This is a genomic window from Actinomyces bowdenii (genome assembly GCF_017592395.1).
In the GTDB taxonomy this organism is placed as follows: domain Bacteria; phylum Actinomycetota; class Actinomycetes; order Actinomycetales; family Actinomycetaceae; genus Actinomyces; species Actinomyces bowdenii.
Genome location: NZ_JAGFOU010000031.1, coordinates 1 through 20,553, shown reverse-complemented (window position 1 = coordinate 20,553; position 20,553 = coordinate 1). Strand labels below are relative to the sequence as shown.

At 66.7% G+C, this 20,553-nt stretch carries 14 protein-coding genes; 6 read left to right on the top strand and 8 right to left on the bottom strand.

Going from position 1 to position 20,553, the window contains the following annotated elements; translation table 11 throughout:
* Positions 1-225 precede the first annotated feature (225 nt).
* From J5X07_RS11685 to J5X07_RS11670, 4 genes are all read right to left on the bottom strand, one after another.
* Positions 226-3,195, bottom strand: coding sequence for an AAA domain-containing protein (locus J5X07_RS11685; RefSeq protein ID WP_208479913.1), 2,970 nt, complete (start codon positions 3,193-3,195; stop codon positions 226-228).
* 186 nt (positions 3,196-3,381) lie between these two features.
* Positions 3,382-3,768 carry a hypothetical protein gene (locus J5X07_RS11680; RefSeq protein WP_208479912.1) on the bottom strand — a complete coding sequence of 129 codons (387 nt, stop codon included), beginning with the start codon at positions 3,766-3,768 and terminating at the stop codon, positions 3,382-3,384.
* Between the two features lie 317 nt (positions 3,769-4,085).
* Positions 4,086-4,865 carry a class I SAM-dependent methyltransferase gene (locus J5X07_RS11675; protein ID WP_208479911.1) on the bottom strand — a complete coding sequence of 260 codons (780 nt, stop codon included), beginning with the start codon at positions 4,863-4,865 and terminating at the stop codon, positions 4,086-4,088.
* Positions 4,865-5,215: a DUF952 domain-containing protein gene (locus J5X07_RS11670; protein WP_208479910.1), complete on the bottom strand. Its 351-nt coding sequence runs from the start codon at positions 5,213-5,215 to the stop codon at positions 4,865-4,867. The genes J5X07_RS11675 and J5X07_RS11670 overlap by 1 nt, the downstream gene beginning before the upstream one ends.
* 111 nt (positions 5,216-5,326) lie before the next feature.
* On the opposite strand from J5X07_RS11670, the gene J5X07_RS11665 reads away from it, so the two are divergent.
* Positions 5,327-5,818, top strand: coding sequence for a methyltransferase family protein (locus J5X07_RS11665; protein ID WP_243896802.1), 492 nt, complete (start codon positions 5,327-5,329; stop codon positions 5,816-5,818).
* A gap of 232 nt (positions 5,819-6,050) precedes the next feature.
* Here the strand turns inward: J5X07_RS11665 and J5X07_RS13445 are convergent, their stop codons facing one another.
* On the bottom strand, positions 6,051-6,689 hold the full coding sequence (locus J5X07_RS13445; protein WP_322783189.1) for a GNAT family N-acetyltransferase: 639 nt from the start codon (positions 6,687-6,689) through the stop codon (positions 6,051-6,053).
* A 700-nt stretch (positions 6,690-7,389) separates the two neighbouring features.
* Between J5X07_RS13445 and J5X07_RS11655 the strand changes: the two genes are divergently transcribed.
* Entirely contained in the window at positions 7,390-8,232 is an 843-nt protein-coding gene (locus J5X07_RS11655) for a tetratricopeptide repeat protein (protein WP_243896806.1), read from the top strand.
* Between the two features lie 142 nt (positions 8,233-8,374).
* Here the strand turns inward: J5X07_RS11655 and J5X07_RS11650 are convergent, their stop codons facing one another.
* Positions 8,375-8,782, bottom strand: coding sequence for a type II toxin-antitoxin system VapC family toxin (locus J5X07_RS11650; protein ID WP_124934832.1), 408 nt, complete (start codon positions 8,780-8,782; stop codon positions 8,375-8,377).
* On the bottom strand, positions 8,766-9,131 hold the full coding sequence (locus J5X07_RS11645) for a hypothetical protein (RefSeq protein WP_208479907.1): 366 nt from the start codon (positions 9,129-9,131) through the stop codon (positions 8,766-8,768). Before J5X07_RS11645 ends, J5X07_RS11650 begins: the two co-directional genes overlap by 17 nt.
* Before the next feature lie 611 nt (positions 9,132-9,742).
* Here J5X07_RS11645 and J5X07_RS11640 point away from each other — a divergent pair.
* From J5X07_RS11640 to J5X07_RS11630, 3 genes are read left to right on the top strand one after another with little or no spacing between them, the layout of a single operon-like run.
* Positions 9,743-12,886 carry a helicase-related protein gene (locus tag J5X07_RS11640; protein ID WP_341769465.1) on the top strand — a complete coding sequence of 1,048 codons (3,144 nt, stop codon included), beginning with the start codon at positions 9,743-9,745 and terminating at the stop codon, positions 12,884-12,886.
* Positions 12,886-17,844 carry an Eco57I restriction-modification methylase domain-containing protein gene (locus J5X07_RS11635; protein WP_243896801.1) on the top strand — a complete coding sequence of 1,653 codons (4,959 nt, stop codon included), beginning with the start codon at positions 12,886-12,888 and terminating at the stop codon, positions 17,842-17,844. The genes J5X07_RS11640 and J5X07_RS11635 overlap by 1 nt, the downstream gene beginning before the upstream one ends.
* Before the next feature lie 33 nt (positions 17,845-17,877).
* Positions 17,878-19,191: a hypothetical protein gene (locus tag J5X07_RS11630; RefSeq protein WP_208479906.1), complete on the top strand. Its 1,314-nt coding sequence runs from the start codon at positions 17,878-17,880 to the stop codon at positions 19,189-19,191.
* Here the strand turns inward: J5X07_RS11630 and J5X07_RS13510 are convergent.
* A complete protein-coding gene (locus tag J5X07_RS13510; protein ID WP_424924137.1) occupies positions 19,146-19,775 on the bottom strand; it encodes a DUF6119 family protein in 630 nt (209 codons plus the stop codon). The two genes, J5X07_RS11630 and J5X07_RS13510, sit on opposite strands and share 46 nt — an antisense overlap.
* A 394-nt stretch (positions 19,776-20,169) precedes the next feature.
* Here J5X07_RS13510 and J5X07_RS11620 point away from each other — a divergent pair, with 394 nt between their 5' ends.
* Positions 20,170-20,310, top strand: a complete 141-nt coding sequence (locus J5X07_RS11620) for a hypothetical protein (RefSeq protein ID WP_208479928.1) — start codon at positions 20,170-20,172, stop codon at positions 20,308-20,310.
* Positions 20,311-20,553 lie beyond the last annotated feature (243 nt).

Here is a 20,553-nt window from a genome sequence, read left to right as displayed (position 1 = left end):
CACGGGGCCAATTGCGGCCCCATTGACCCGGGCGCGGCCTAGACTAGGGGAATTCTGCTCAGGTCAGCCTTTCCTCAGTATGGGGTGCGCCACTGGCGGCCCCCTCAGCCCCTTCGCTGCACCCCGGCCGTGGAACAGCACCTCATCACGATGGAGAAGCACCGGACCCATCAGGGGCCGCAACCGCTTGGAGAATAGCGCTCGCGCCCGCCTCCACATCCTCCTTTAAAACATCCGAGCCCGCTCGCCGCGCCGGGGAAGAAGCATGTTCAACCGGTCCCTGATGCGCCGCTCCTCATCACTACCATTGGTCGGCAGCTCCAGAACCTCGACACCATAGGCCTTCAGGATCGATCTCTTGATCCTGTCACGCTCCAACTGGGCCGGGTTATTCTCATGGAAAGCCGTACCGTTGACCTCGATGGCCAGCAGGAGCCTGCGGGAGACCTTGTGGTAGACGGCGAAGTCCACTGCGGAGACCGAGCGAACGAACCTTCGCTGCCGGTCATCAAGCAGGGATGTGTCGGGGAGAAGATCGCGCAATCGCACCTGCGGCAGGGCTGCGAGGTGCTCATAGGCGGGATCAGAGAGAATGTCCCCCAGCAGGGTCCATATGATGTTCTCCGAGAGGAACCTGCTCCCACCATCCACCCGGGCGGCGAAGTGCGCGAGCCTCTGCGAGTACTCCCGATAGAGGAGGTCGAAAACAGAGAGGACCTGCCCGTCGACGATCTGATCCGGGTCCTGGAATCGGATATAATCAATAAGGGCCTTGATGTGAGTGCTGCGAGGCACCCCATCATGATTCGTCACGAGGACGAATCGATCCTTGGCCCTGGAGACTGCAACGTTGAGGATTCGGGGGTCATCGACGAAGCGGAGCTTGATATGCCCGAGCCTGGTCTCATCGACAACCGTGCTGAACACCATCTCCCGAACACCGCGCCCTTGGAATTTGTGCACGGTCTGGACACTCCAGTACCGCTCACCGACGTCTCCGAAGCGCTCGCCCAGCGCTTCAGCGACCCTATTCGCTTGAAGACGGTAAGGGGTGCACACTCCAAGATCACGATCGTTCCCAATCATCCTGTCTTGACGGCCAGGATCAATCCCCAAGTCCTCCAGGATTCCATTAAGATACTCCTCAATCTCACTGATCTCGCGGCGATTATCCGTCCCCCTCACCTCCCCTCGATTGAAATACCGCATATGATTTCCTGGAGCAGTCCTGATGACGGCGAGCGGGGCGCCCGCTTTCGCATCATCAGCGGACCGGCAGGGGATGAGTGCGCCGTCGTAGTACATCTGGTTGCAGAACTCAGCAATCGCCGGCACGCACCGGAAGTGCTCCTTGAGCATCGTGCGGGGCAGTGCAGGACCGTAAATGTCAGCCACGGAGGACAGAATTGAGTGCACCTCAACATCATATCCTGGCGCAGGCGGCACAGGAAGCCTCTCCCCCGACCTCATGCTCTTCTTGTCCAGGATAGGCCCGAGCTGCTTGAGGTCCCCGACGATCACGACATTGCGCGCACGGCTCATGGCCACAGCAGCGGCAAGCGGATTGGTCTGGGACGCCTCATCGATGACCACCCAGTCCAGGAGGGTCCCCTCCCTCAGATTCCAACGGATGGAGTGGCATGTGGTCAGCACCACCGGATACTCCGCGATGAACTCAGGGGTCCGCTTGAAGATCGCCCCCTCCCTCTCATCAAAACACGCCCTGGCTCGTCCTGAATAGCGGCGCCTCAACTCTCGGTCCAGCAGTCCGAGCGACAGGGCCTCGTGATTCGCCCTGACAGTATCAGCATCCAGATCCTCCAACTCGCCCTGCAGCAGGATCTCCTCCTCCTTCAACTCCTCGATCCGATTGGCGTAGAATGCTTTTTCCAGTCGCAGGACGGTCGCAGCGTCGGTCGGGTCAAGATCCCCGAGTCGGCCATACCGGAAGTATCTGCGCACCCGGGGAATGAGGCCAGCGATTCCACGAGGGAGATCCGGACGAAGATGCGTCTCGGCGAGATAATCGAGGATGCGCTCAGAGTCCTTGCGCAAGAGCGGCAGTGAGGTAAGATCCGGAAGCTCATCATTTGCGGAGTGACGGTCGAGGTGCGCCGCCTCCAGGGCATAGGCGTCAATGAGGTTGCGCAGGACCGCCAATTCGCGAGTCCCCCTCCAGACGTTCAGGAGCCGCCGCTCCGAGGCCAATACCTGATCGACAAGACTCGCCGCGGGATGCGACGCCCCCTCCTCACCGGCGCCGGCGCCCGCAGTCGGCGCCGGAAGAGGCCGGGGTGGTTGCTCAAGCCATCGCGCCAGCCTGACATTCCGAGCCTCCCTGCCGGTCTCCTGATCCTGACGATCCTGATCTTGAATAAACTTCTTGACCCTCTTGGAGCTTCCCACGCGGGCGGCGACGAAGTCGATTCCCAGATCCTCCAACTTGTCCCTCACGTTGTCGACGGCAGCATTTCCGAAGGACACCACGCCGACGGTCTTTCCGGGTTCCAGGAGGATATTAGCGATGAGATTGAGGATCGTCTCAGTCTTCCCCGTTCCGGGCGGCCCATCAATGACGCTGACCTGGTGGCTCAGAGCCTTGACGACGGCATTGCGTTGATCCTCGTTACTGCGGAAGGGGAGGATGACGGGACCTCCAGGAAAGGAGGTCGTGGAGTTGCGGCCCTCCAAGTAGGCGGCCAGGGCGCTCTCCGGGTGAACGAATCGCATGCGCTCATAGGAGGCGCGCAGCCGGCCAGTACATCTATCATCGCCCCCTGAGCGCCCTGCATTCGCGGAGCCTCTCGGCTCAAGCACCTCAACGGCGCGACGCAAGTAGTCGAGCACATGCGCCGGCTCACCGGCATGGGCACTTGACCGCACCCTGGAGAACTTCTCAATGGGGCAGGTCCTGCTTGCTGGGGCGCGTCCCTTACGATGACGGCTGACGCGAACCATCGAGAACCGATCATCCCACTCGTCCACGAACACCGTGACGGTCAGGGGCGGGGTCCAGTACTCGCCGGAGACGACCGCCACCTCATCGGGAGGGAGCTCGAAGGAGGTGCGGGGCACGAGCCGCCGGGCAGAGGGGTGCCTATAGCCACGCGACCTCCCTTCGGATCCGTTTTTTCGGGCATAGGTCACCATGAGTTGCTTTCTGTCGGCATCAACACGGATGTCGTAGCCTTCCATGTGCAGTCACGGAGTGGGCCGCCCTTGCCCTGAGGAGCCACCACAAGCATCTCGTTCGGGTTGATCACAACACCATCTCCCGGGAAGGTGAATTTATCTAGCCGTTACCAGCCTATTCTCCCGGCGCGAGGCTGTCAGCGGATTCGGCCCAGGATCTGGACGGACTCGTCCGGAGGCGAGTCCTCATCAACCGCCGCGCCCGCACCTAAGCTGCGCGGTAGGCAGTCCGGCCCGGGACGTACGGGCCAGGATGGTGGCCGCCTCCCGGGGCAGCCCGATGGCCGTCAGGGCTTGGAGCCGATGCTCCAGGGACTCGGCGCCCACCTGGGGGCGGCACAGGCAGTCAAGGTACTCGGCATGGAGAGCGCATGTCTCCAGGAGATCCGAGTCGAGATCCCATGCTGCTAGTTCTCCCAGCATGCGGATCATCGGGAAGGCCACCGGCGCCGGCGCTGCTCGCAGGTCCTCCGCCAGAAGCCTTGTCAGGGTCTCTACAGCCGCTTGACTGTCAGGGATCGGGATGCCGCAGCGCTCGATGAGCCGCTCAACGATCGGCGCGGTCTGAGACCGCACGGGCTGGGCGGGCAGGCGAGTTCAACGACCTCCGCGACCTCTGCTGCCCCCTCGTCACGGGCAAGCAGCCAGGTGGCCAGGTCTACCCATGTCCCGGGCTCCATCGCCCGGCAGCGCTCACAGGCCATGGATGCTGCCAGAACGCGGCGCAGTTCGTCCTGTACCACCCGATAACCCTACCCATAGCGCGATCGCTACCCACCTCCGCCCCTCGCACCCGGCTGGAGTTCCCGCGTTTCGCTGGGTGACCCGCATCCTGCTGGCCCACACAGCGCCTCCTGGGCCAGCAGTATGCGGGTGACCCAGCGAGGATCGGATCACCCGGCTGCGCGGGCCTCGACGACCATGATCGCCTGCTCCCCGGTGAAGGGCGCGCACCGCCAGTCGCCCCACACGGCGGTGGTCTCGAACCCGGCGTCGGCCAGCTGGCCCCGCAAAGTCCTCTCATCCCGGAAGGTCAGCAGCTGGTCGTGGTCCAGGCGCTCGCCACTGCCCTCGATGCGCGCGCAGCTGCGCAGCAGGACCCTGCCCGCATCGAGCTCGTCGATCTCGAACCACTCGGTCAGCGCACCATGGGCGGTGCTCCGACGTCTGGGCTCGGCCCGACCCCACCCGATCCAGGCGCGGGCGGCGGGGTTGCGGGTCTCGAAGGCCAGGACGGCGCCGTCCCGGCAGCACCGGCGCAGGTCGTGCAGGGTGCGCTGCCACTCGGGGTCGGGGATGTGCTGGGCGGCGTTGCCGGTGAGGATCATCAGGTCGAAGCGCTCATGCCGCCCGTGTTCCAGGGCTCGGCTGTCACCCTCCACCCAGGTCACTCCGGCTGCTTCGGGCCGCCTGCGGGCGTGGTCGAGCATCGCCGCCGAGGGGTCGACGCCGACGACGCGCCGGCCGGGCGCGGCCAGGGTGACGGTGAGCAGCCCGGTGCCGCATCCCAGGTCGAGGATGTCGCGGGCGGCGACCCGATCCGCTAGGGCTCGGTAGAAGTCGTGGTCGGGGCCGTCGGGGTTGTCCTGGTCGTAGAGGTCGACGACGCGCGGATCGTAGTCCGACGCGCCCGGGCCGTGGGGGCCCCGGAGGGTGCCTGGGGCCGGGGGCATCACTGCGGCGTGCCCGGCGGGAGGGGCAGCGGGCAGGGGCGCAGGAGCAGGCAGGGCAGAGGCCCGCCATAGATGTGCGGGAAGAGCTCGGAGCCGGGATCGGTGGGGTCGCCCGGCTCCTCGCGCACCTCCAGGCCGTGGGAGGCCAGTGCCGCCTCATCGACCTCCAGGAGGACGAGGTCGGGGCGGTCGGGGTAGATGGCGTCCATGACGGCGCGGACCTGCTCGATGGTGGCGCAACCGTGCACGAAGCCCTGTTGGGAGGCGAGCACGCCGCGCGTGGACCACGGGTAGGTGCCGCGACGCTGCGCCTGGGCCCAGTCCTCGGCCAGGGCGATGTGCAGGATCATGCGGCTCATCATAGAGATCCGAGGGGCTGGAGAGCGCGCGATAGGCTCGCCGCCGGGCGGTGGTGGAGCCGTCCGCACGGATCGAGCGATGCCTCAGGGGATGCCATGGGTATGAGGATTCCACCGGCGGTGGTCCTGGCGGCCGCGGCCGCCGGCCAGCGGGTGGTGGCGCGCCGGGGCAGGCGCACGGCGGGCAGTGTGCTGGCATCGGCTGCGATTGCGGGCCTCAGCGGGGCGCTGGCCCTGGAGGGGGTCGCGGAGTTCGCCCGCCACCGCACCACCGTTGATCCTGGCGGCGTGGAGCGCGCCAGCGCCCTGGTGACCACGGGCCCCAGCGCGCTGACCCGCAATCCGATGTATGCGGGGATGCTCGGCCTCCTGGTGGCCCGGGCGGTGTCGCGGCGCAGCGGCGCGGCGCTGCTCCCGGCGCTGGGCTTCTGGTGGGTGATCGACCGCTTCCAGATCCCGGCGGAGGAGGAGGCGCTGGCGGAGCGCTTCGGCCAGGAGTACGCGGACTACTGCGAGCGGGTCCCCCGCTGGCTGTGGCGGGGCGAGGCATACTCGCGCAAGCCCGCGGGGAGTCGCGAAGAGCCTCGATGCTGAGCCGAAGCGTTGGGTAACATTGAAGATGCGCAGAACGATCCCGTCTGCACATCTTCAACGCTCTCCGGACTGGGCCAAGCAGACGTTCCCCGGAATCACGTACCAGGTCACGCAGGCAGTCTCAGTGACGATGCGCAGGAACGGCCAGAGCGCTGCCCAACAGTGCAAGGCGCCTGCGCGTCCACCATAGGGCCAATCCCCCCGACCCGCGACCGGCTGGAACTCCGAGCCCCTACACGTGAAGATCCTTGAAGTACCTGGCCACAGGCCAGCGCTGGAACCCGGCCGCCTCATAGGCCCGGCGCGCGGGCTCGTGCCCAGAGTCCCCACCGGTCTCCACCATGACCATGCGCATCCCGGCCCGGCGCACCCTGTCAAAGGAGCGGTCCATGAGCGCCCGTGCGATCCCTCGCCGCTGGTACCTCGGGTCAACGGCGAGGATGAAGACCTCACCCATATTGTCCTCAGGATGGAGTCGAGTGCACACCCATCCCACTGGCCGCCCCTCCAGGCGCGCGATATCCACATTCTCAGGCTCCCCGTCAAGCACCGTTGCGAGGTCGGCGACCTGCCGCTCCTGCCAACCGCGGGGATAGAAGCACTCGTAGACGAAGCCGGGGACCTCCTGCTGCATTCGCGGGAACACGGGACCCCAGGCCCGCACCGATATCTCCAGGATCTCCTCGCGGTCCTGCGGACCGTAGGCGTCGATCACGAGCAGCGCCCTGCAGCCCTCTGTGGCATCACCGATCATCTCTCTGGTCATCCGGTCCTTCGCCGCCATGCCCTGCCGGAGCGCCCGCATTGTGCTGGGTGACTCGTATCCTGTTGACCAAGGCAGCACCTCCTTGGCCAACAGGATACGAGTCACCCAGCAGCATCCCAGCGTCCCGATCCTGACTCATGTTCCACAAGCCCGCCCCGGACGGGGATCTTCATCGAGCTTTTCTCGTCTCGGCAGGTGGTTGAGACAGCAGGAGGCCCCGTGGCACCGGGAGCACGTGGGAACGAGTCTCGAGTGTTCTCGGCCTCTAGGATCGCTCCAAGTGCGAGTGTCCAGAACGATGACAAAGGCCTGATCGTGGATGACGTTCGAGATCCGTGATCCCCATGATTCCAGGGTTCTGCAGCACAGTTCCAGGCGCGGGAACCACGTTTGTCAGGGATCTGGACATCCTCCTCCCAGATGGCTCCTTCCTCACCGCACCGCGCAAGCCCCTGCCCGAGGCGGAGGCTCAGCACAGTGCTCCCTTCGGCACCACCCTGAGTCTCTTGACCACCGCCATGCAGATCCTCGCGACCGGCTCCTTGAGGGTAGCCCCGCCCCGGGACAGGTGATGCCGCTGCTCTGCACCGATGCCCGCCTCAGGAACTGGCCGTCACTGATCTCGCCGGCCCCTGTCCGTGAGGCTCCTGACACGACTGAGCAGCGGGAGGCCATCCTGTCGTGGTAGCGATGCTCCTCCTGTCGCCAACCGGGGTTCGGAGCCCTGGCCCCTCGTCCCTATGCTGTTGCCACCCACGAGGCTCGTTGGCGGGCATGACGACGAAGGAGGACGACTGTGACCCGGATGCCTGAGGGCACAGACAGCGCAGCAGCAGGCAGCACGACGGCGGGGCCCGGCGCGCCCCTGGGCCGTGAGGCGGTCCTGGAACGGATCGCGCGGAGCCGGCGTCGGGCGGCCCGGGCCGGGCGCGAGGGCGTCTGGGACGACGAGGCCCAGCTGCGGGAGGTGCGCGAGCTGGCCGAGATGCTCAGCGCCGTCGGCCAGCAGGAGGAGTCCCACGCGATCCTGGCTGAGGCCGAGGTGGTGACGGCCCTGGCCGAGGTCATCCGCCAGGCCACCAGGCTGGGCGAGCCGCAGGTGGCGCTGTCGCTCACCGAGGCCGTGGAGGCGGTGGCGGCCGCCCTGGGGGCCGAGCATGCGGACACCCTGACCCTCCGCTTCACCCTGGCGGGCGCCTACCGCCAGGTGGAGCCGGCGGCGGCCGCCGCTCTCTACGAGCAGGTGGTCGAGGGAGCGGTGCAACTGCTGGGAGCCGACCACCCGCAGGTGCTCACGGCCCGCTCCGGCCTGGCCGGGGCCCTCGCCGACGCGGGCCGGCCCGAGCAGGCCGTGGCCCTCTACGAGCAGATGGCGCAGGACGCCGCCCGCCTGCTGGGGCCCTCACACCCCGATGCGCTCTCCGCCCGCAACAACCTGGCCCGGGCCTGGGAGGCGGCCGGCCAGGAGCAGCGCGCACTGGAGATCTACGAAAGCCTGGTGCACGACGCCGAGCGCGCCCTGCACGGCCCCCACCCCTACCTGCTGGTCTTCCGCCGCAACCTGGAGCGCCTCCGCAGCGGCGTCGGGGAGCCCAGCGGCCCCGAGGAGACCCACGGCCCCGGGCAGCCCGGCGTGGCCGCTCACTGACCGGGCTCGGGCTCCCGACGGCGGTGCAGCCAGGGCCCGCCGCACTCACTGTCTCGTGCCTGGCCCCTCCGTCTCAGACGCCCCGGGCGCGGGCCGGCGGGCCTCGGGGCGAGTACCGCGCTGCGGCGAGTGGCCCCGCTGGTCAGTTGTGGTGGTGCTCCCCTTGTGCGCCTGGCGTGATCACTTTGAGTCCTACGGATCTGGAGGCATCGGCGAGGCGATGGTCGTAGGTGAGGACAGCCGCCGCCTCGAGTCGGATGGCCGCTTCGAGGTGGAGTGCGTCGAGGGTCCTGAGATAGGGCATAGGGAGGAGGCCTGCACCGCGGTACACGGCACGGTCGAGGGCGGCGAGTCCGACTCCTTCAAGGATGCGGGTGACGTCGGCTTGGTCGAGATTCTCCCGGATCGCGATTCGGCGCAGCTCTGTCTCAAGCAGATCGCTGGAGACGAGGATGTCTGGAGTCTGGTCGAGCCATGCGATGAGGGCTGGGCTCTCGGGCTGGTCGACGAGCAGTGCGCCGAGGGCCGAGGTGTCAACGTAGACGATCATGGTCGCCGCGAGCAGTGGGGTTCCGCTCCTCACGCAGGTCGTCGAGAGTCTCGTGGAGGCTGCGCGCACTGGTCTTGCGCACGATGCCCAACTCAGCCCATCCTCCTTGGCGAACGGCTGGGCGGGTGATGGTCAGCGCCGGCGAGGGCGTGTCTGGGGAGTCCGGAGGGTTGAGGGGGATGATCCTGCCCACGGGCACCCCATCGTCGGTGAGGAGGAAGGCGCCGCCTTCTCGGACTGCCTGGAGGACCCGAGCGGGCTCGTCGCGCAGCTCGCGCCGCGTGAGTCGCCCGGTCTCCTGCCCAACGTCGGCGACCTGGTGCCCCATCCAGGGGCTGGTTGCGGTCATACATCCAAGATTACTTCGTGGCAGCCATGAGTACTGTGCTCCCGATCACTGAGCCGTGCTCCCGACGGCGATGCAGCCGGCACCCGCCGCCTCCCGCCACCGCCGCACTGGCCGTCCCGTGCCGGGCCCCTCTGCCTCGGCGCCCCGGGCGTGGGCCGGAGGGATGAGCCGCGAGATGACAGGCCTCGTAGCAGCCCGGCGGAAGGTGACGGTATCGTCACGATTTACCTCGACGCGCTGGCCTCGGCCTCGGGCCGCCCGGTCATGGTCCCCGGTCTCAACCGCGCCGACGCCGCAGGATCCTGGGACTTGACCACTCCAGCCCCTCACGCCTTGCCCACGCTGGGCACCTTCCTCCTGCGCCCGGGGCGCTCCTGGGCGAACCTATAATCCCGACCGTGCCTTTCAGTGCCGATTCGTGTGATGCCGCGCCCTCCGGCCCCCTGGGGCGGTGCGCGCCCCACGGCCCATCCACGCCCCCGGCCGACGCCGCTCCCCCCGCCGCTGCGGCCTCATCGGCGCCTCCCCCCGCACTCCCCGCTCCCCCGCCGACGCCGGCCGCGGCTGTGGGCCCGGGCTCTCCGTCCCCGGCCCTTTCCTCCGGCCCCGATGTGGCTCCCGGATCAGTGGTGCGGGTGCGCGATGAGGACTGGCTGGTGACCCAGGTCTCCTCCACCTCCGATGGCCTGCTGGTCACGGTCCAGGGCCTCTCGGAGCTGGTGCGCGATACCACTGCCCAGTTCAGCGCGGGGATCGACCGGATCGAGCCGGTGGACCCCCGCCGCACGCGGGTGATCGCCGATACCTCGACGCGTCATCGCCTGTCGCGCCTGTGGCTGGAGGCGACGCTGCGCAAGACGGCCCTGCCTGCGGCGAGCCCCCACCTGGCGGTGGTGGGCGATGTGCTGGCCGATCCGCTCGCATACCAGTTGCGGGCGGTGCGCCAGGCCCTGGACCCGGATCATCTGCGCCCGCGCATTCTGCTGGCTGATGCCGTGGGCCTGGGCAAGACCCTGGAGATCGGCATGATCCTGTCCGAGCTGGTGCGCCGGGGCCGCGGGGATCGCATGCTCATCGTCACTCCTCGTCATGTGCTGGAGCAGATGCAGCATGAGATGTGGAGCCGCTTCGCCCTGCCCTTCGTGCGACTGGACTCCCAGGGGATCCAGCGGGTGCGCCGCAGGGTCCCGGCCACCCGCAATCCCTTCAGCGTCTACCCCCGGGCGATCATCTCGATCGATACGCTGAAGAATGACCGCTACCTGGCGCATCTGCGCAAGCAGAGCTGGGATGCCGTGGTGATCGACGAGTCCCACAATGTCACGAACAAGGGGACGCTCAACCATCGTCTGGCTGACCTGCTGGCGCGCCAGGCCGATGCGCTGATCCTGGCCTCGGCCACGCCCCACAACGGGGATCCCAGGAGCTTCGCGGAGCTGATCCGCCTTCTTGAGCCCACGGCGGTGCACGCCGATGGCACCCTCGATGAGGAGGCGGTCAGGAGGCTGGTGATCCGCCGCCACCGGCATTCCCAGGAGGTGCGCGATGTGGTGGGCGGGCGCTGGAAGGAGCGCCTGGCCCCGGTCAACCGCCTGGTGGCGCCCTCCCCCGCGGAGGATGCGGTGGCCTCGGAGCTCTCGCGGGCCTGGCTTCATCGCGACGATGAGACGGCCGCTCCCGCCGGGGGCGCCGCCCCCGCCTCCCCTTCCTCCGCCGGGGGCGCGGCGCCCGGAGCGCCCGGCGCGCCTTCGGGGCGCAGGGCCCGCGGGGACGCCCTGTTCTCCTGGACGCTGGCCAAGGCGTTCCTGTCCTCCCCGGCGGCGCTGATCCAGACGATTGATGAGCGCCTGCGTCGGCGCGGGTCGCGGGCAGCGCGGGCCTCGGACCCGCAGGCCGCGCAGGGCCGTGGCGAGCATGGGGCGCTGGTGCGCCTGCGCGAGCTGGCGCAGGCGGCCAGCACCGCGGAGTCGGGCAAGTACCGGGCGCTGCTGGAGGAGCTGGAGCGCATCGGGGTGGGGCCGCACCGTGAGGAGCGGGCGGTGGTCTTCGCCGAGCGGGTGGCGACGCTGACCTGGCTGCGCGAGCGCCTGGAGGAGGATCTGGGCATGCCCTCGGGCGCGGTGAGGGTGCTCCATGGCGGGCTGTCGGATGTGGAGCAGCAGGCGATCGTGGAGGAGTTCCGCCAGGCGCACTCCCCGATCCGGGTGCTGGTGACCGGTGATGTGGCCTCGGAGGGCGTGAATCTGCACAGCCAGTGCCATGAGCTGATCCATTACGACATTCCCTGGTCCTTGATCCGCATCGAGCAGAGGAATGGCCGTATCGATCGCTACGGCCAGGAGGTCTCCCCGCAGATCACGACGCTTCTGCTCAATCCGTCGGATGCGCGTTTCAGTGGGGATGTGCGGGTGCTGGCGCGCTTGATGGAGAAGGAGGATGAGGCGCATCGGGCGCTGGGGGACGCGGCGTCCCTCATGGGCCTGTACTCGGGTGAGAAGGAGGAGGCGGCGATCCGGGAGGCGCTGCAGTCGGGCAGCGATATCGACCAGGTGGTGCCGGGGGTTGAGGAGGCCTTGACCCGTGACCCGATGGCGGCCCTGTTCGCCCGGCTGACTGGGGCTGCGGCCCCCGGCCGGGATCCCGGTCCCGAGGCCGCCGCCCCGCTGGGCCCCACGGCCCCGGCCGGCCCCACTGGGCCCGACGGCGCCGCGGCGCCTCGGTCCGTCATGACCACCCCGGACCCGCTCGCGCCTGCCGCCCCCGCCGCGGGCGATGAGCGGGCACCGGATCGCGCGCCCCTGCCGGCCTCGATCCTCTATGGCTCCCAGGTGGATTTCCTGCGCGAGGCGCTCACCGAGCTCTATGAGCGCCCCCAGGAGCCGGCACTGGCCTCGGGCGGTGGGGGCGTGTCCTGGCGGGAGCACGGCAGTGAGCATGTGGCGGAGCTGGTTCCGCCGCCGGGGCTGCGCGCTCGCCTGGATGTGCTGCCCCAGAGCTATGTGCGGCAGCGGCGCGTCCATGATCTGCTGCGCCTGGCCACCTCTCAGCGCAAGGGGGCGCGCCTGCTGGCGGAGGCCCTGCGCGACCCCAGTAGGTCGTCGTGGCCTGAGGCCCACTACCTGGGCCCGTTGCACCCGGTGCTGGAGTGGGCGGGGGATCGTGTGCTGGCGCGCCTGGGCCGCGGCTCGGTCTTCGCGGTGCGCGGCAGGCCGGGGTCGGTGGAGGCCCCCACGGTGCTGGTACTGGGCACGCTGACGAACCTGGCGGGCCGCACGGTGAGCATGGTGTGCGCCTCGGTGGCCTTCCCCTTCATGGATGCGGCGGCGGCCCTGGCGGATGTGGCGGCGGGGCGGCCTGTGAGGGAGCTGTCCACGGTCAGCGTGCATGATTCGGCCGAGGAGATGCTGCGCGCCGTGGGGGTCGATGAGCCGTTGACCAATGAGGGCCCGGTGCCGCATCTGGATCTGCTGACGGCGCTGGTGGGCCCGGCGGTGGATGCGGCCGCGGCCCAGATGCGGATGACCATGGAGGTGGCGCGCCGGGATGCCCAGGACCGCGTGAAGTCCTGGGGCATGCGGGCCGATGCCTGGGATGATGAGGCGGGTGTGCTGGTTCAGAACCGGCATCTGCGCTCTCATCGCGTCTCGGTGGCCCAGGAGAGGCGGCTGGTGGAGCAGCATCGGCCGGCGCACTCCCTGGTGCGCCCGCTGCTGGTGGTGGTTCCGCAGGACTTCGGCAGGGAAGGGGGCCGCTGATGGCGGTGTCGGATGCGCTGGTGGTGGGCGAGGACTGGATCAGCGAACACTACTTCACCTCTCAGGCGGCCAAGGGCTCGTTTGCCGCGCGGGTGCTGGAGCGGCGCCAGGAGTGGGCGGCGGCCGAGGCCGAGGGGGTGGCCACCTCGCGCTCGCGCTTCCGGGCCCAGCGCTCCCGCCTGGAGTCCCTCCTGGCCGAGCTCCCCGCGCCTGAGGGCGCGCCGGGCCAGGACCCGGGGGCCCTCGGCGCGGCGGGCCTCGGCGCGGCGGGCCTCGGCGCGGCGGGCCTCGGCGCGGCGGGCCTTGGCCCGACGGCGCCGGCGGCGCTGGCCGGTGGGGCACCGGATGGCCCGGGCGAGCGGGCGGCGGAGGAGCTCGATGGGCTGCTGCGTGAGGTTCTGGGCTACTCCACAGGCGAGTTCGGCCTGTGGGAGTGCGGTCCGGTGACGCTGGTGCGCCCGGTGGGGGCGGAGGGGCCGGCGCCGGCGGCGCTGGTGCGGGCGCGCCCCGCGGCCACGGTGGAGGATCTGCTGGTCAAGGATGCGCCGAGCCTGGCGGCGCCGTGGGTACCGGTGGATCTGGCCGATCCGGCCTCGGGCCCCCTGGAGGGCGCTGAGCCGGTGGTCTCGGTCTCGCGGGCGCTGTCGGTGCTGATGACTGATGAGCATGGTCCGGCTTTCGCCCTGGTGCTGGCGGGCCGGTGGGCGCTGGTGGTGGAGCGGGAGCGCTGGCCGGAGGGCCGGTGGCTGGCGGTGGATGTCCAGCTGGTGGCTGAGCGCAGTGAGCTGACCAGGGGCGGGGAGGTGGAGCGGGCGCTGGCCTGCCTGGAGGCGCGCTCGCTGCTGCCGACGGCGCAGGGCGAGACGTGGTGGTCGACCACCTTGGAGGATTCCGCGGCCCACACGGTGGGGGTCTCGAAGGACCTGCGCGAGGGGGTGCGCCTGTCGGTGGAGATCCTTGCCAATGAGGTGGTGCGCCGTCGGGTGGCCCGGGGGCTGGAGCCTCTGGAGCAGGGGCAGGCCCAGCCCTTGGCCTTGCAGTGCCTGCGCTACCTGTACCGGATCATCTTCCTGCTGTATGCGGAGGCGAGCCCGGAGCTGGGCGTGCTGCCGGTGGGGGCCCAGGAGTATGACGCGGGCTATGGGCTGGATCGTCTGCGCGAGCTGGTGCTGCGCGAGCTGCATGAGGAGTCGGCGCGCTCGGGCACGCATGTCTATGAGTCCTTGGAGCTGCTGTTCGCCCTGGTGGACCAGGGCAGGAATGCGGATGCGGGCAGTGCTGGCGGTGCTGGCGGTGCTGGGGGCCCGCGGGGCGCGGCGGCGCCCGCTGCGGATGAGGCGGGTGGGCCGGGGGCCGCGTCGGGGCCCTGGCCCGGGGATGAGGAGGCCGAGCCCTTCTCGGGGCTGGTCTTCCAGCCGATGCGCGCGGACCTGTTCCGCCCCGCCAGCACTGCGCTCATCGATGAGGTGGGCCTGGGCAACGAGGCGATGCTGCGGGTGCTGCGCCATCTGCTGCTGACCCGGGGGGAGTCGGGTGCGGGGCGCGGCTTCATCAGCTATGTGGAGCTGGGCATCAACCAGCTGGGCGCGGTCTACGAGGGGCTGATGAGCTATACGGGCTCCTTCGCCACGGAGCGCCTGTGGGAGGTGGCCCCGGGCGGGGACGCCTCGAAGGGCTCGTGGGTGGTGCCTCGTGAGGTGGCCGAGGGCCTGAGCGATGCGGATATGGTGACGAGGGTCGATGAGGTCACCGGTGAGCGCCGCAGCGTCATCCATGAGCCGGGGACCTTCGTGTTCCGCCTCTCGGGCCGGGATCGGCAGCGCTCGGCGAGCTACTACACCCCGGAGGTGCTCACGCGCTTCACGGTGCAGCAGGCGCTGGCCGAGCTGCTGGATCAGGATGGCCGGGTGACCACGGCCCGGGAGGTGCTGGGCTTGAGCGTGTGCGAGCCGGCGCTGGGCTCGGGGGCCTTCGCGATCGAGGCGGTGCGCCAGCTGGCCGAGCAGTACCTCTCCCGCCGGGAGCGGGAGCTGGGGCGCCGGGTGGATCCGGAGGAGCGGCCCCGGGAGCTGGCGAAGGTCAAGGCCTTCATCGCCCTGCACCGGGTCTATGGGGTGGACCTGAATGCGACGGCGGTGGAGCTGGCGGAGGTGTCCCTGTGGCTGGACACGATGGTGGAGGGGCTCAGCGCCCCGTGGTTCGGCTTGCGGCTGCGGCGCGGCAACTCCCTGGTGGGGGCCAAGCGGGCTCTCTACGATGTGGCGGCGCTGAGGAAGAGGGCGTGGCTCTCGACGGCGCCGGTGCCCGAGCCGCTGTCCCGGGTGGGGAGCGCCCTTGATGCGGCGGGCCCGGATGCGGTGCGCCGCGTGGGCTCGGCGGTGGAGGTCTCGCACCGGATTCATCATTTCCTGCTGCCTGCATCGGGCTGGGGCTCGGCGGTGGAGGTCCCCAAGCAGGTGCGCGACCTGATGGACGCGGCTCATCTCAAGGCTCTCAAGGCCCTCAAGGCCTGGCGCCGCTCGGTGACCAAGGCACCGACGGCGGCGCAGGCCAGGCGCCTGACGGCGCTGGCCGCCCGGGTGGAGGTGCTGTGGGAGATGACGCTGCGGCGCTTGTGGATCGCGGAGGCGGAGGCCTCCCGGCGCATCGAGCTGTGGGGGGCCGAGGAGGAGGCTCCCGCCTCCCGGGTGAGCCGGGAGCAGATCGAGGACTTCCTGGCGGATGAGTCCTCGGCGTACCGGCGCCTGCGGCTGGTGATGGATGCGTGGTGCGCGCTGTGGTTCTGGCCGCTGAACCGGCCCGAGGCGGCGCCCCCGGACCTGGAGGACTGGATCGGGGCCCTGGAAGGGGTCCTGGGCACGGGCGGGAAGGCGAACCGCCTGGTTCCTGCGGGTGCGGCGAGCCTGGCGGATGCGGGCTCCTGGGACGAGCTGGAGGTGGCCGAGCGCACGGAGATCCAGTTCAGTGGGGCGCTGCGCGTGAGCGAGGTGAGGCGGGCCCACCCGTGGCTGGGCGTGGTGGAGGAGGTGGCCGCGCAGCAGGGCTTCTTCCACTGGGAGCTGGACTTCGCCCCGGTCTTCGCCCGTGGGGGCTTTGACCTGCAGGTGGGCAACCCGCCGTGGGTGCGGCCCAATGTGGAGCTCGATCACCTGCTCGCTGAGGGAGACCCGTGGTGGGTATTGACGACGAAGCCATCGGTGACGGAGAAAACTGCGCGGCTCTCCTCGACCTTGAATCGGCCCGGAGTCCGCGATGTGGTTCTGAGCGCCGCGACTGAGACTCAGGTGCTCGGGGAGTTCATCAGTGACACAACCGCATACCCTGTAATGGAGGGACGGCCCGATCTCTACCGGGCCTTCATGTGCGCCGCGTGGGAGCATCAGGCACCGCAGGGCGTCTCGGGACTCATCCATATGGAGAGCCACTTCACTGACGCCAAGACCCCGGGCCTGCGGGCGGCGACCTATCGCAGGCTGCGCCGGCACTGGCAGTTCATCAACGAACTCCAACTCTTCGACATTCACAATCTGGTGAGTTACGGAGTTAACATCTATGGCGTAGAGCATCATCCATCATTCTTGCACGCGACATCGCTCTACCACCCCGATACGGTGCTGCGGTCGCTGGCTCATGATGGGTCGGGGGAGGAGCCCGGTTTCAAGGATCCTCACACAGGTAGGTGGGACTTGCGGCCGCATGCCTCCCGTATCCAGCAGGTGACGAGGGAGACGCTGCAGATCTGGCAGTCGGTAACGCAGGCGGAGGAGTGGCAGTCCACGCCGATGGTCTACACGGTCAATTCCGCGGCCGCCCGCACGCTGGCGACTTTGGCGGAGAGTCCGCGCCTCGCGGGCGTGGGCCTGCAGTTCTCCTCCGGATGGAATGAGACTACAGATTTCACCAAGGGGCGGTTCGTCAAGGACTGGGGTGCGACCTCCTGGGAGGATGCCATCCTGCAGGGCCCGCATCTGCATGTCTCGACTCCGCTGTACAAGCAGCCCAACTCCACGATGCGCAGCAATAAGGACTGGACCTCGGTGGATGTGGAGGCGCTGCCGCCGAGTGCCGAGCCGGTGACGGCCTACAAACCTGCGGGCGACCGTGCCACCTACGACCGCCTCTACACGCATTGGGGCGAGATCTCAGCCCGCAGCCACTACCGCATCGCGTGGCGCACTCAAGTCCCCACAACAGGCGAACGCACTTTGACCCCCGCGATCATCCCTACTGGCTCAGCGCACGTTGATGGACTCTTCGCTACAGGGTTTGATGGCAGTTCATTAGAGCGGCTGTCACTCATCGCAGGCTCACTTTCGTCATTGATCCTTGACTTCTCGGTTCGCTCGCGCGGCTTCAGCCATGTCCGAGGAACAGCGGTCGAATCGCTCGCAATTGCCAGTTTGGACCAGCCGCTCGCTTCGCGAGTGATCCTTCGGGCTTTGCGCCTTAATTGCCTGACGGAGGCGTATGCGGGTTTGTGGGAGTCGTGCTGGCAGGATGGGTTCGCAGAGGATGCTCCGATTCTTCCTCGGTATGATGAGCGTCCGGTGGGGCCGTTGTGGTCTCCTGGGGTGCCGCTGCGCCGGGCGGAGGATCGTCGGAATGCTCAGGTGGAGATCGATGTCATGGTGGCGGTGATGCTGGGTGTTCCGGTGGAGGATCTGTGCACGATCTACCGCACCCAGTTCGCGGTGCTCTACGATTATGATCATGGTCGGGGCCAGGGCGCGTACGTGTATGACGCGAATGGCCGCCAGGTGCCCACGCCCGTTCGTAAGGCATGGGAGAAGCGCGACCGCCCCGCCTCGGATGCGGACATTCCCCTGGAGGAGCGCACCCACACCCACCCGGGCTCGGGCGTCTCCTACGTCTACTCCCTCCCCTTCCGCACCCGCGACCGCGAATCCGACTTCCGCACCATCTTTAGCACTCTAGGCAACCCACCAGATTCCCTTTAGATTAGATCAGAACTCCCCCAGGCAGGAAGCATCATGACAACTCCTCCAACTGCGAAGAAATCAAGTGACGTATTTGGAATTTCAAATACAATTCACATCGATTCATATATCGATAGAGGTAGTCTTGATGAGAAAATGGGGGTATTGCTTGCTCGACCACAGCATATCGCACTCAAGGCCCCCTCCAAGGCGGGTAAAACATGGCTACGCAAGAAAGTCCTTCTTAACCCGATCGAAGTACAGTGTAGGATCGACCAGAAGGTCGACGATATTTACATTTCTGCATTATCCACACTCGGCATCAAACTAACCATCAATCGCACAACACGCAACTCCTTCTCTGGCCATGCAGAGGTCGAAGCTGAGGGGGGATTCAAGTTATTTGCCGCCGCACGAGCAAGGCTATTCGGGAGTGCCGCACACGAAACCACCACAGAGCACCAAGAACTCAAACAATCCATTCAGAACCTTGATTTCATAGCAGAATGCATCAAAGAATCTGGACGCCGCCTGGTGGTTGAGGATTTTCACTATCTTTCACGAGAGCAGAGATCCCTTTTTGCTTTCGAGTTGAAGGCGTTATGGGAACTCGGCGTGTTTGTGATTGTTGTAGGAGTTTGGGAAGAAACAAACTACCTACTCTCATTGAACCATGATCTTTCAGCCAAGGTCGAGGAGGTGCCGGTCACCTGGACGCACGATGATTTGAAAGCAATCCTCACATCAGGGGGTGCAGCCTTGGATGTGAGATTTTCCGATAAGGTGGTCGATGAACTAATAGGTCTAAGCTACGGAAGTGCTGGCATCTTTCAGGCACTTACTTTAAAGACGCTCGACGCTGCAGGAATATTCCACAAACAAGCAGCATTGACTGAGATCACAGATCTCGCTCTGGTTTCTGAAGCGGCAGCAGGCTACGCACAACAGATCCGCTCAATTTACGGGGACTTTGCAAAGAAGGTCACAAACGGAATTCGGCAGCGAAAGAATTCCACCGGAATCTATGCGCATGCCATGAAGGCAATCATGGAATGCTCGGATGATCAACTGATGGCAGGAGTAAGTACTCACAACATATTTAAGGTCGCACACGCGCGCCAGAACAGGATCCAGCTTAATAACTTGCGGAACATTCTTGGAAAACTGGAGACACTCCACACGGACTCAGAAGGTCGAGGGCTTATCATTCAATATAATGCAGACGACGACAAGGTGTCAGTGGTAGATCATCAACTCCTTCTCTATAGGAAGTTCCGAGAAGACCCGTGGCCTTGGGATGAAGTTCTCGCTGAGATGGATTCTCATTCCTCAAACGAAACAGGATACGAGGCTGACACGAGCGAGTGAGCCCGAGTGACGTCTAGTTCATATATCTCAGCCCTATGACCATCCTGTGCCCCAGTCTCCAGGCCGAGCGCATCCGCGCCTCGATCGTCGACTACCTGTCGACGACCTTCGCGCTGACCGATACCGAGTCCCGCAGCGCCCTGGCCGATTTCCTCCAAAGCCCCGAGCGCGGGGTCTTCACCGGGCCCTTCGTGCGCCTGCGCAATCAGGTGGCTAGCGGATGCCGAGCCGTCGGTCCGCTTCACGTGAACGAATACTCCCCTTTCTAGGAGAGCATCACAATCCTCAATTCGACTTTTCCTTGACCTTATCGATATCAGAGCGCGATCGAGGCAGACTCCATCATTCACTTCAGCTAGTTTCTGATTGTACGTCAGTTCGTCATCATACTCTTGTGCCCACGGAATCATCTGCATCTGGTTCGGTCGACTGAAGATCTCTCGAACACGTCCCAGAGCTACTTCAGCGTAGTCGCTTTCAATTGCATACCAACACCCACTGTGCAGGAAGTGTTTCTTTCCGTCAGGATCCGCTTCAAAAGACAACCATTTTTGCGGGAATCTTGCGACTCTTAGCGTCACCATCGATATTTTCGAGCAGCATCACCGACGTGGAGGCAACAATGGTGAGTTAGATCGTTACGATCAGTTTCAGGAGAGTAACTACTTGGACCGCATACGATCGCCTTGGACAAGTCTCTGTGACAACAACCCGCTCGGACTAGGCGGACGCAGAATCTAGAAGGACGCCAGAGGGAGCCTTTGCTGCATCGTCGACGAAGCCGATTTCCACCGTCGCCAGTGACGGTAGATCCTGAGGCGCTGACCGACTGCGAGGACACGAACCAGCGACCTGCGGTCGTATGACCTGACTCGTGACACCTTGGTGGGTTGTGGGTGGGCTGGTGTGAGTTTTCGTTGTTATTGCGGTGTCGGGGGTCTGGTGGTGGGGCACTAAGAGACCATATGGTGCGGTGGTATGAGCCCGTTTCTACGCAGGGTCAGGACCTCCTCGGGGGCCACGGCGGTGCAGATCGCGGTCAAGGAGGACGGCGTGCGCCGGATCGTGGAGCACCTGGGCTCAGCCCATAACAAGACCGAGCTGGCGGCCCTGCCCTGACTCGTGACACCTTGGTGGGTTGTGGGTGGGCTGGTGTGAGTTTTCGTTGTTATTGCGGTGTCGGGGGTCTGGTGGTGGGGCACTAAGAGACCATATGGTGCGGTGGTATGAGCCCGTTTCTACGCAGGGTCAGGATCTCCTCGGGGGCCACGGCGGTGCAGATCGCGGTCAAGGAGGACGGCGTGCGCCGGATCGTGGAGCACCTGGGCTCAGCCCATAACAAGACCGAGCTGGCGGCCCTGC

What these genes read in the sequence shown, in the direction of transcription:
- J5X07_RS11620 (WP_208479928.1), top strand. Translation starts at nt 20,170, where the DNA reads ATGAGCCCGTTTCTACGCAGGGTCAGGACCTCCTCGGGGGCCACGGCG.
- J5X07_RS11635 (WP_243896801.1), top strand. Translation starts at nt 12,886, where the DNA reads ATGGCGGTGTCGGATGCGCTGGTGGTGGGCGAGGACTGGATCAGCGAA.
- J5X07_RS11655 (WP_243896806.1), top strand. Translation starts at nt 7,390, where the DNA reads ATGCCTGAGGGCACAGACAGCGCAGCAGCAGGCAGCACGACGGCGGGG.
- J5X07_RS11665 (WP_243896802.1), top strand. Translation starts at nt 5,327, where the DNA reads ATGAGGATTCCACCGGCGGTGGTCCTGGCGGCCGCGGCCGCCGGCCAG.
- J5X07_RS11675 (WP_208479911.1), bottom strand. Translation starts at nt 4,865, where the DNA reads ATGCCCCCGGCCCCAGGCACCCTCCGGGGCCCCCACGGCCCGGGCGCG.
- J5X07_RS13510 (WP_424924137.1), bottom strand. Translation starts at nt 19,775, where the DNA reads ATGGTGACGCTAAGAGTCGCAAGATTCCCGCAAAAATGGTTGTCTTTT.
- J5X07_RS11645 (WP_208479907.1), bottom strand. Translation starts at nt 9,131, where the DNA reads ATGACCGCAACCAGCCCCTGGATGGGGCACCAGGTCGCCGACGTTGGG.
- J5X07_RS11630 (WP_208479906.1), top strand. Translation starts at nt 17,878, where the DNA reads ATGACAACTCCTCCAACTGCGAAGAAATCAAGTGACGTATTTGGAATT.
- J5X07_RS11650 (WP_124934832.1), bottom strand. Translation starts at nt 8,782, where the DNA reads ATGATCGTCTACGTTGACACCTCGGCCCTCGGCGCACTGCTCGTCGAC.
- J5X07_RS11685 (WP_208479913.1), bottom strand. Translation starts at nt 3,195, where the DNA reads ATGGAAGGCTACGACATCCGTGTTGATGCCGACAGAAAGCAACTCATG.
- J5X07_RS11670 (WP_208479910.1), bottom strand. Translation starts at nt 5,215, where the DNA reads ATGATCCTGCACATCGCCCTGGCCGAGGACTGGGCCCAGGCGCAGCGT.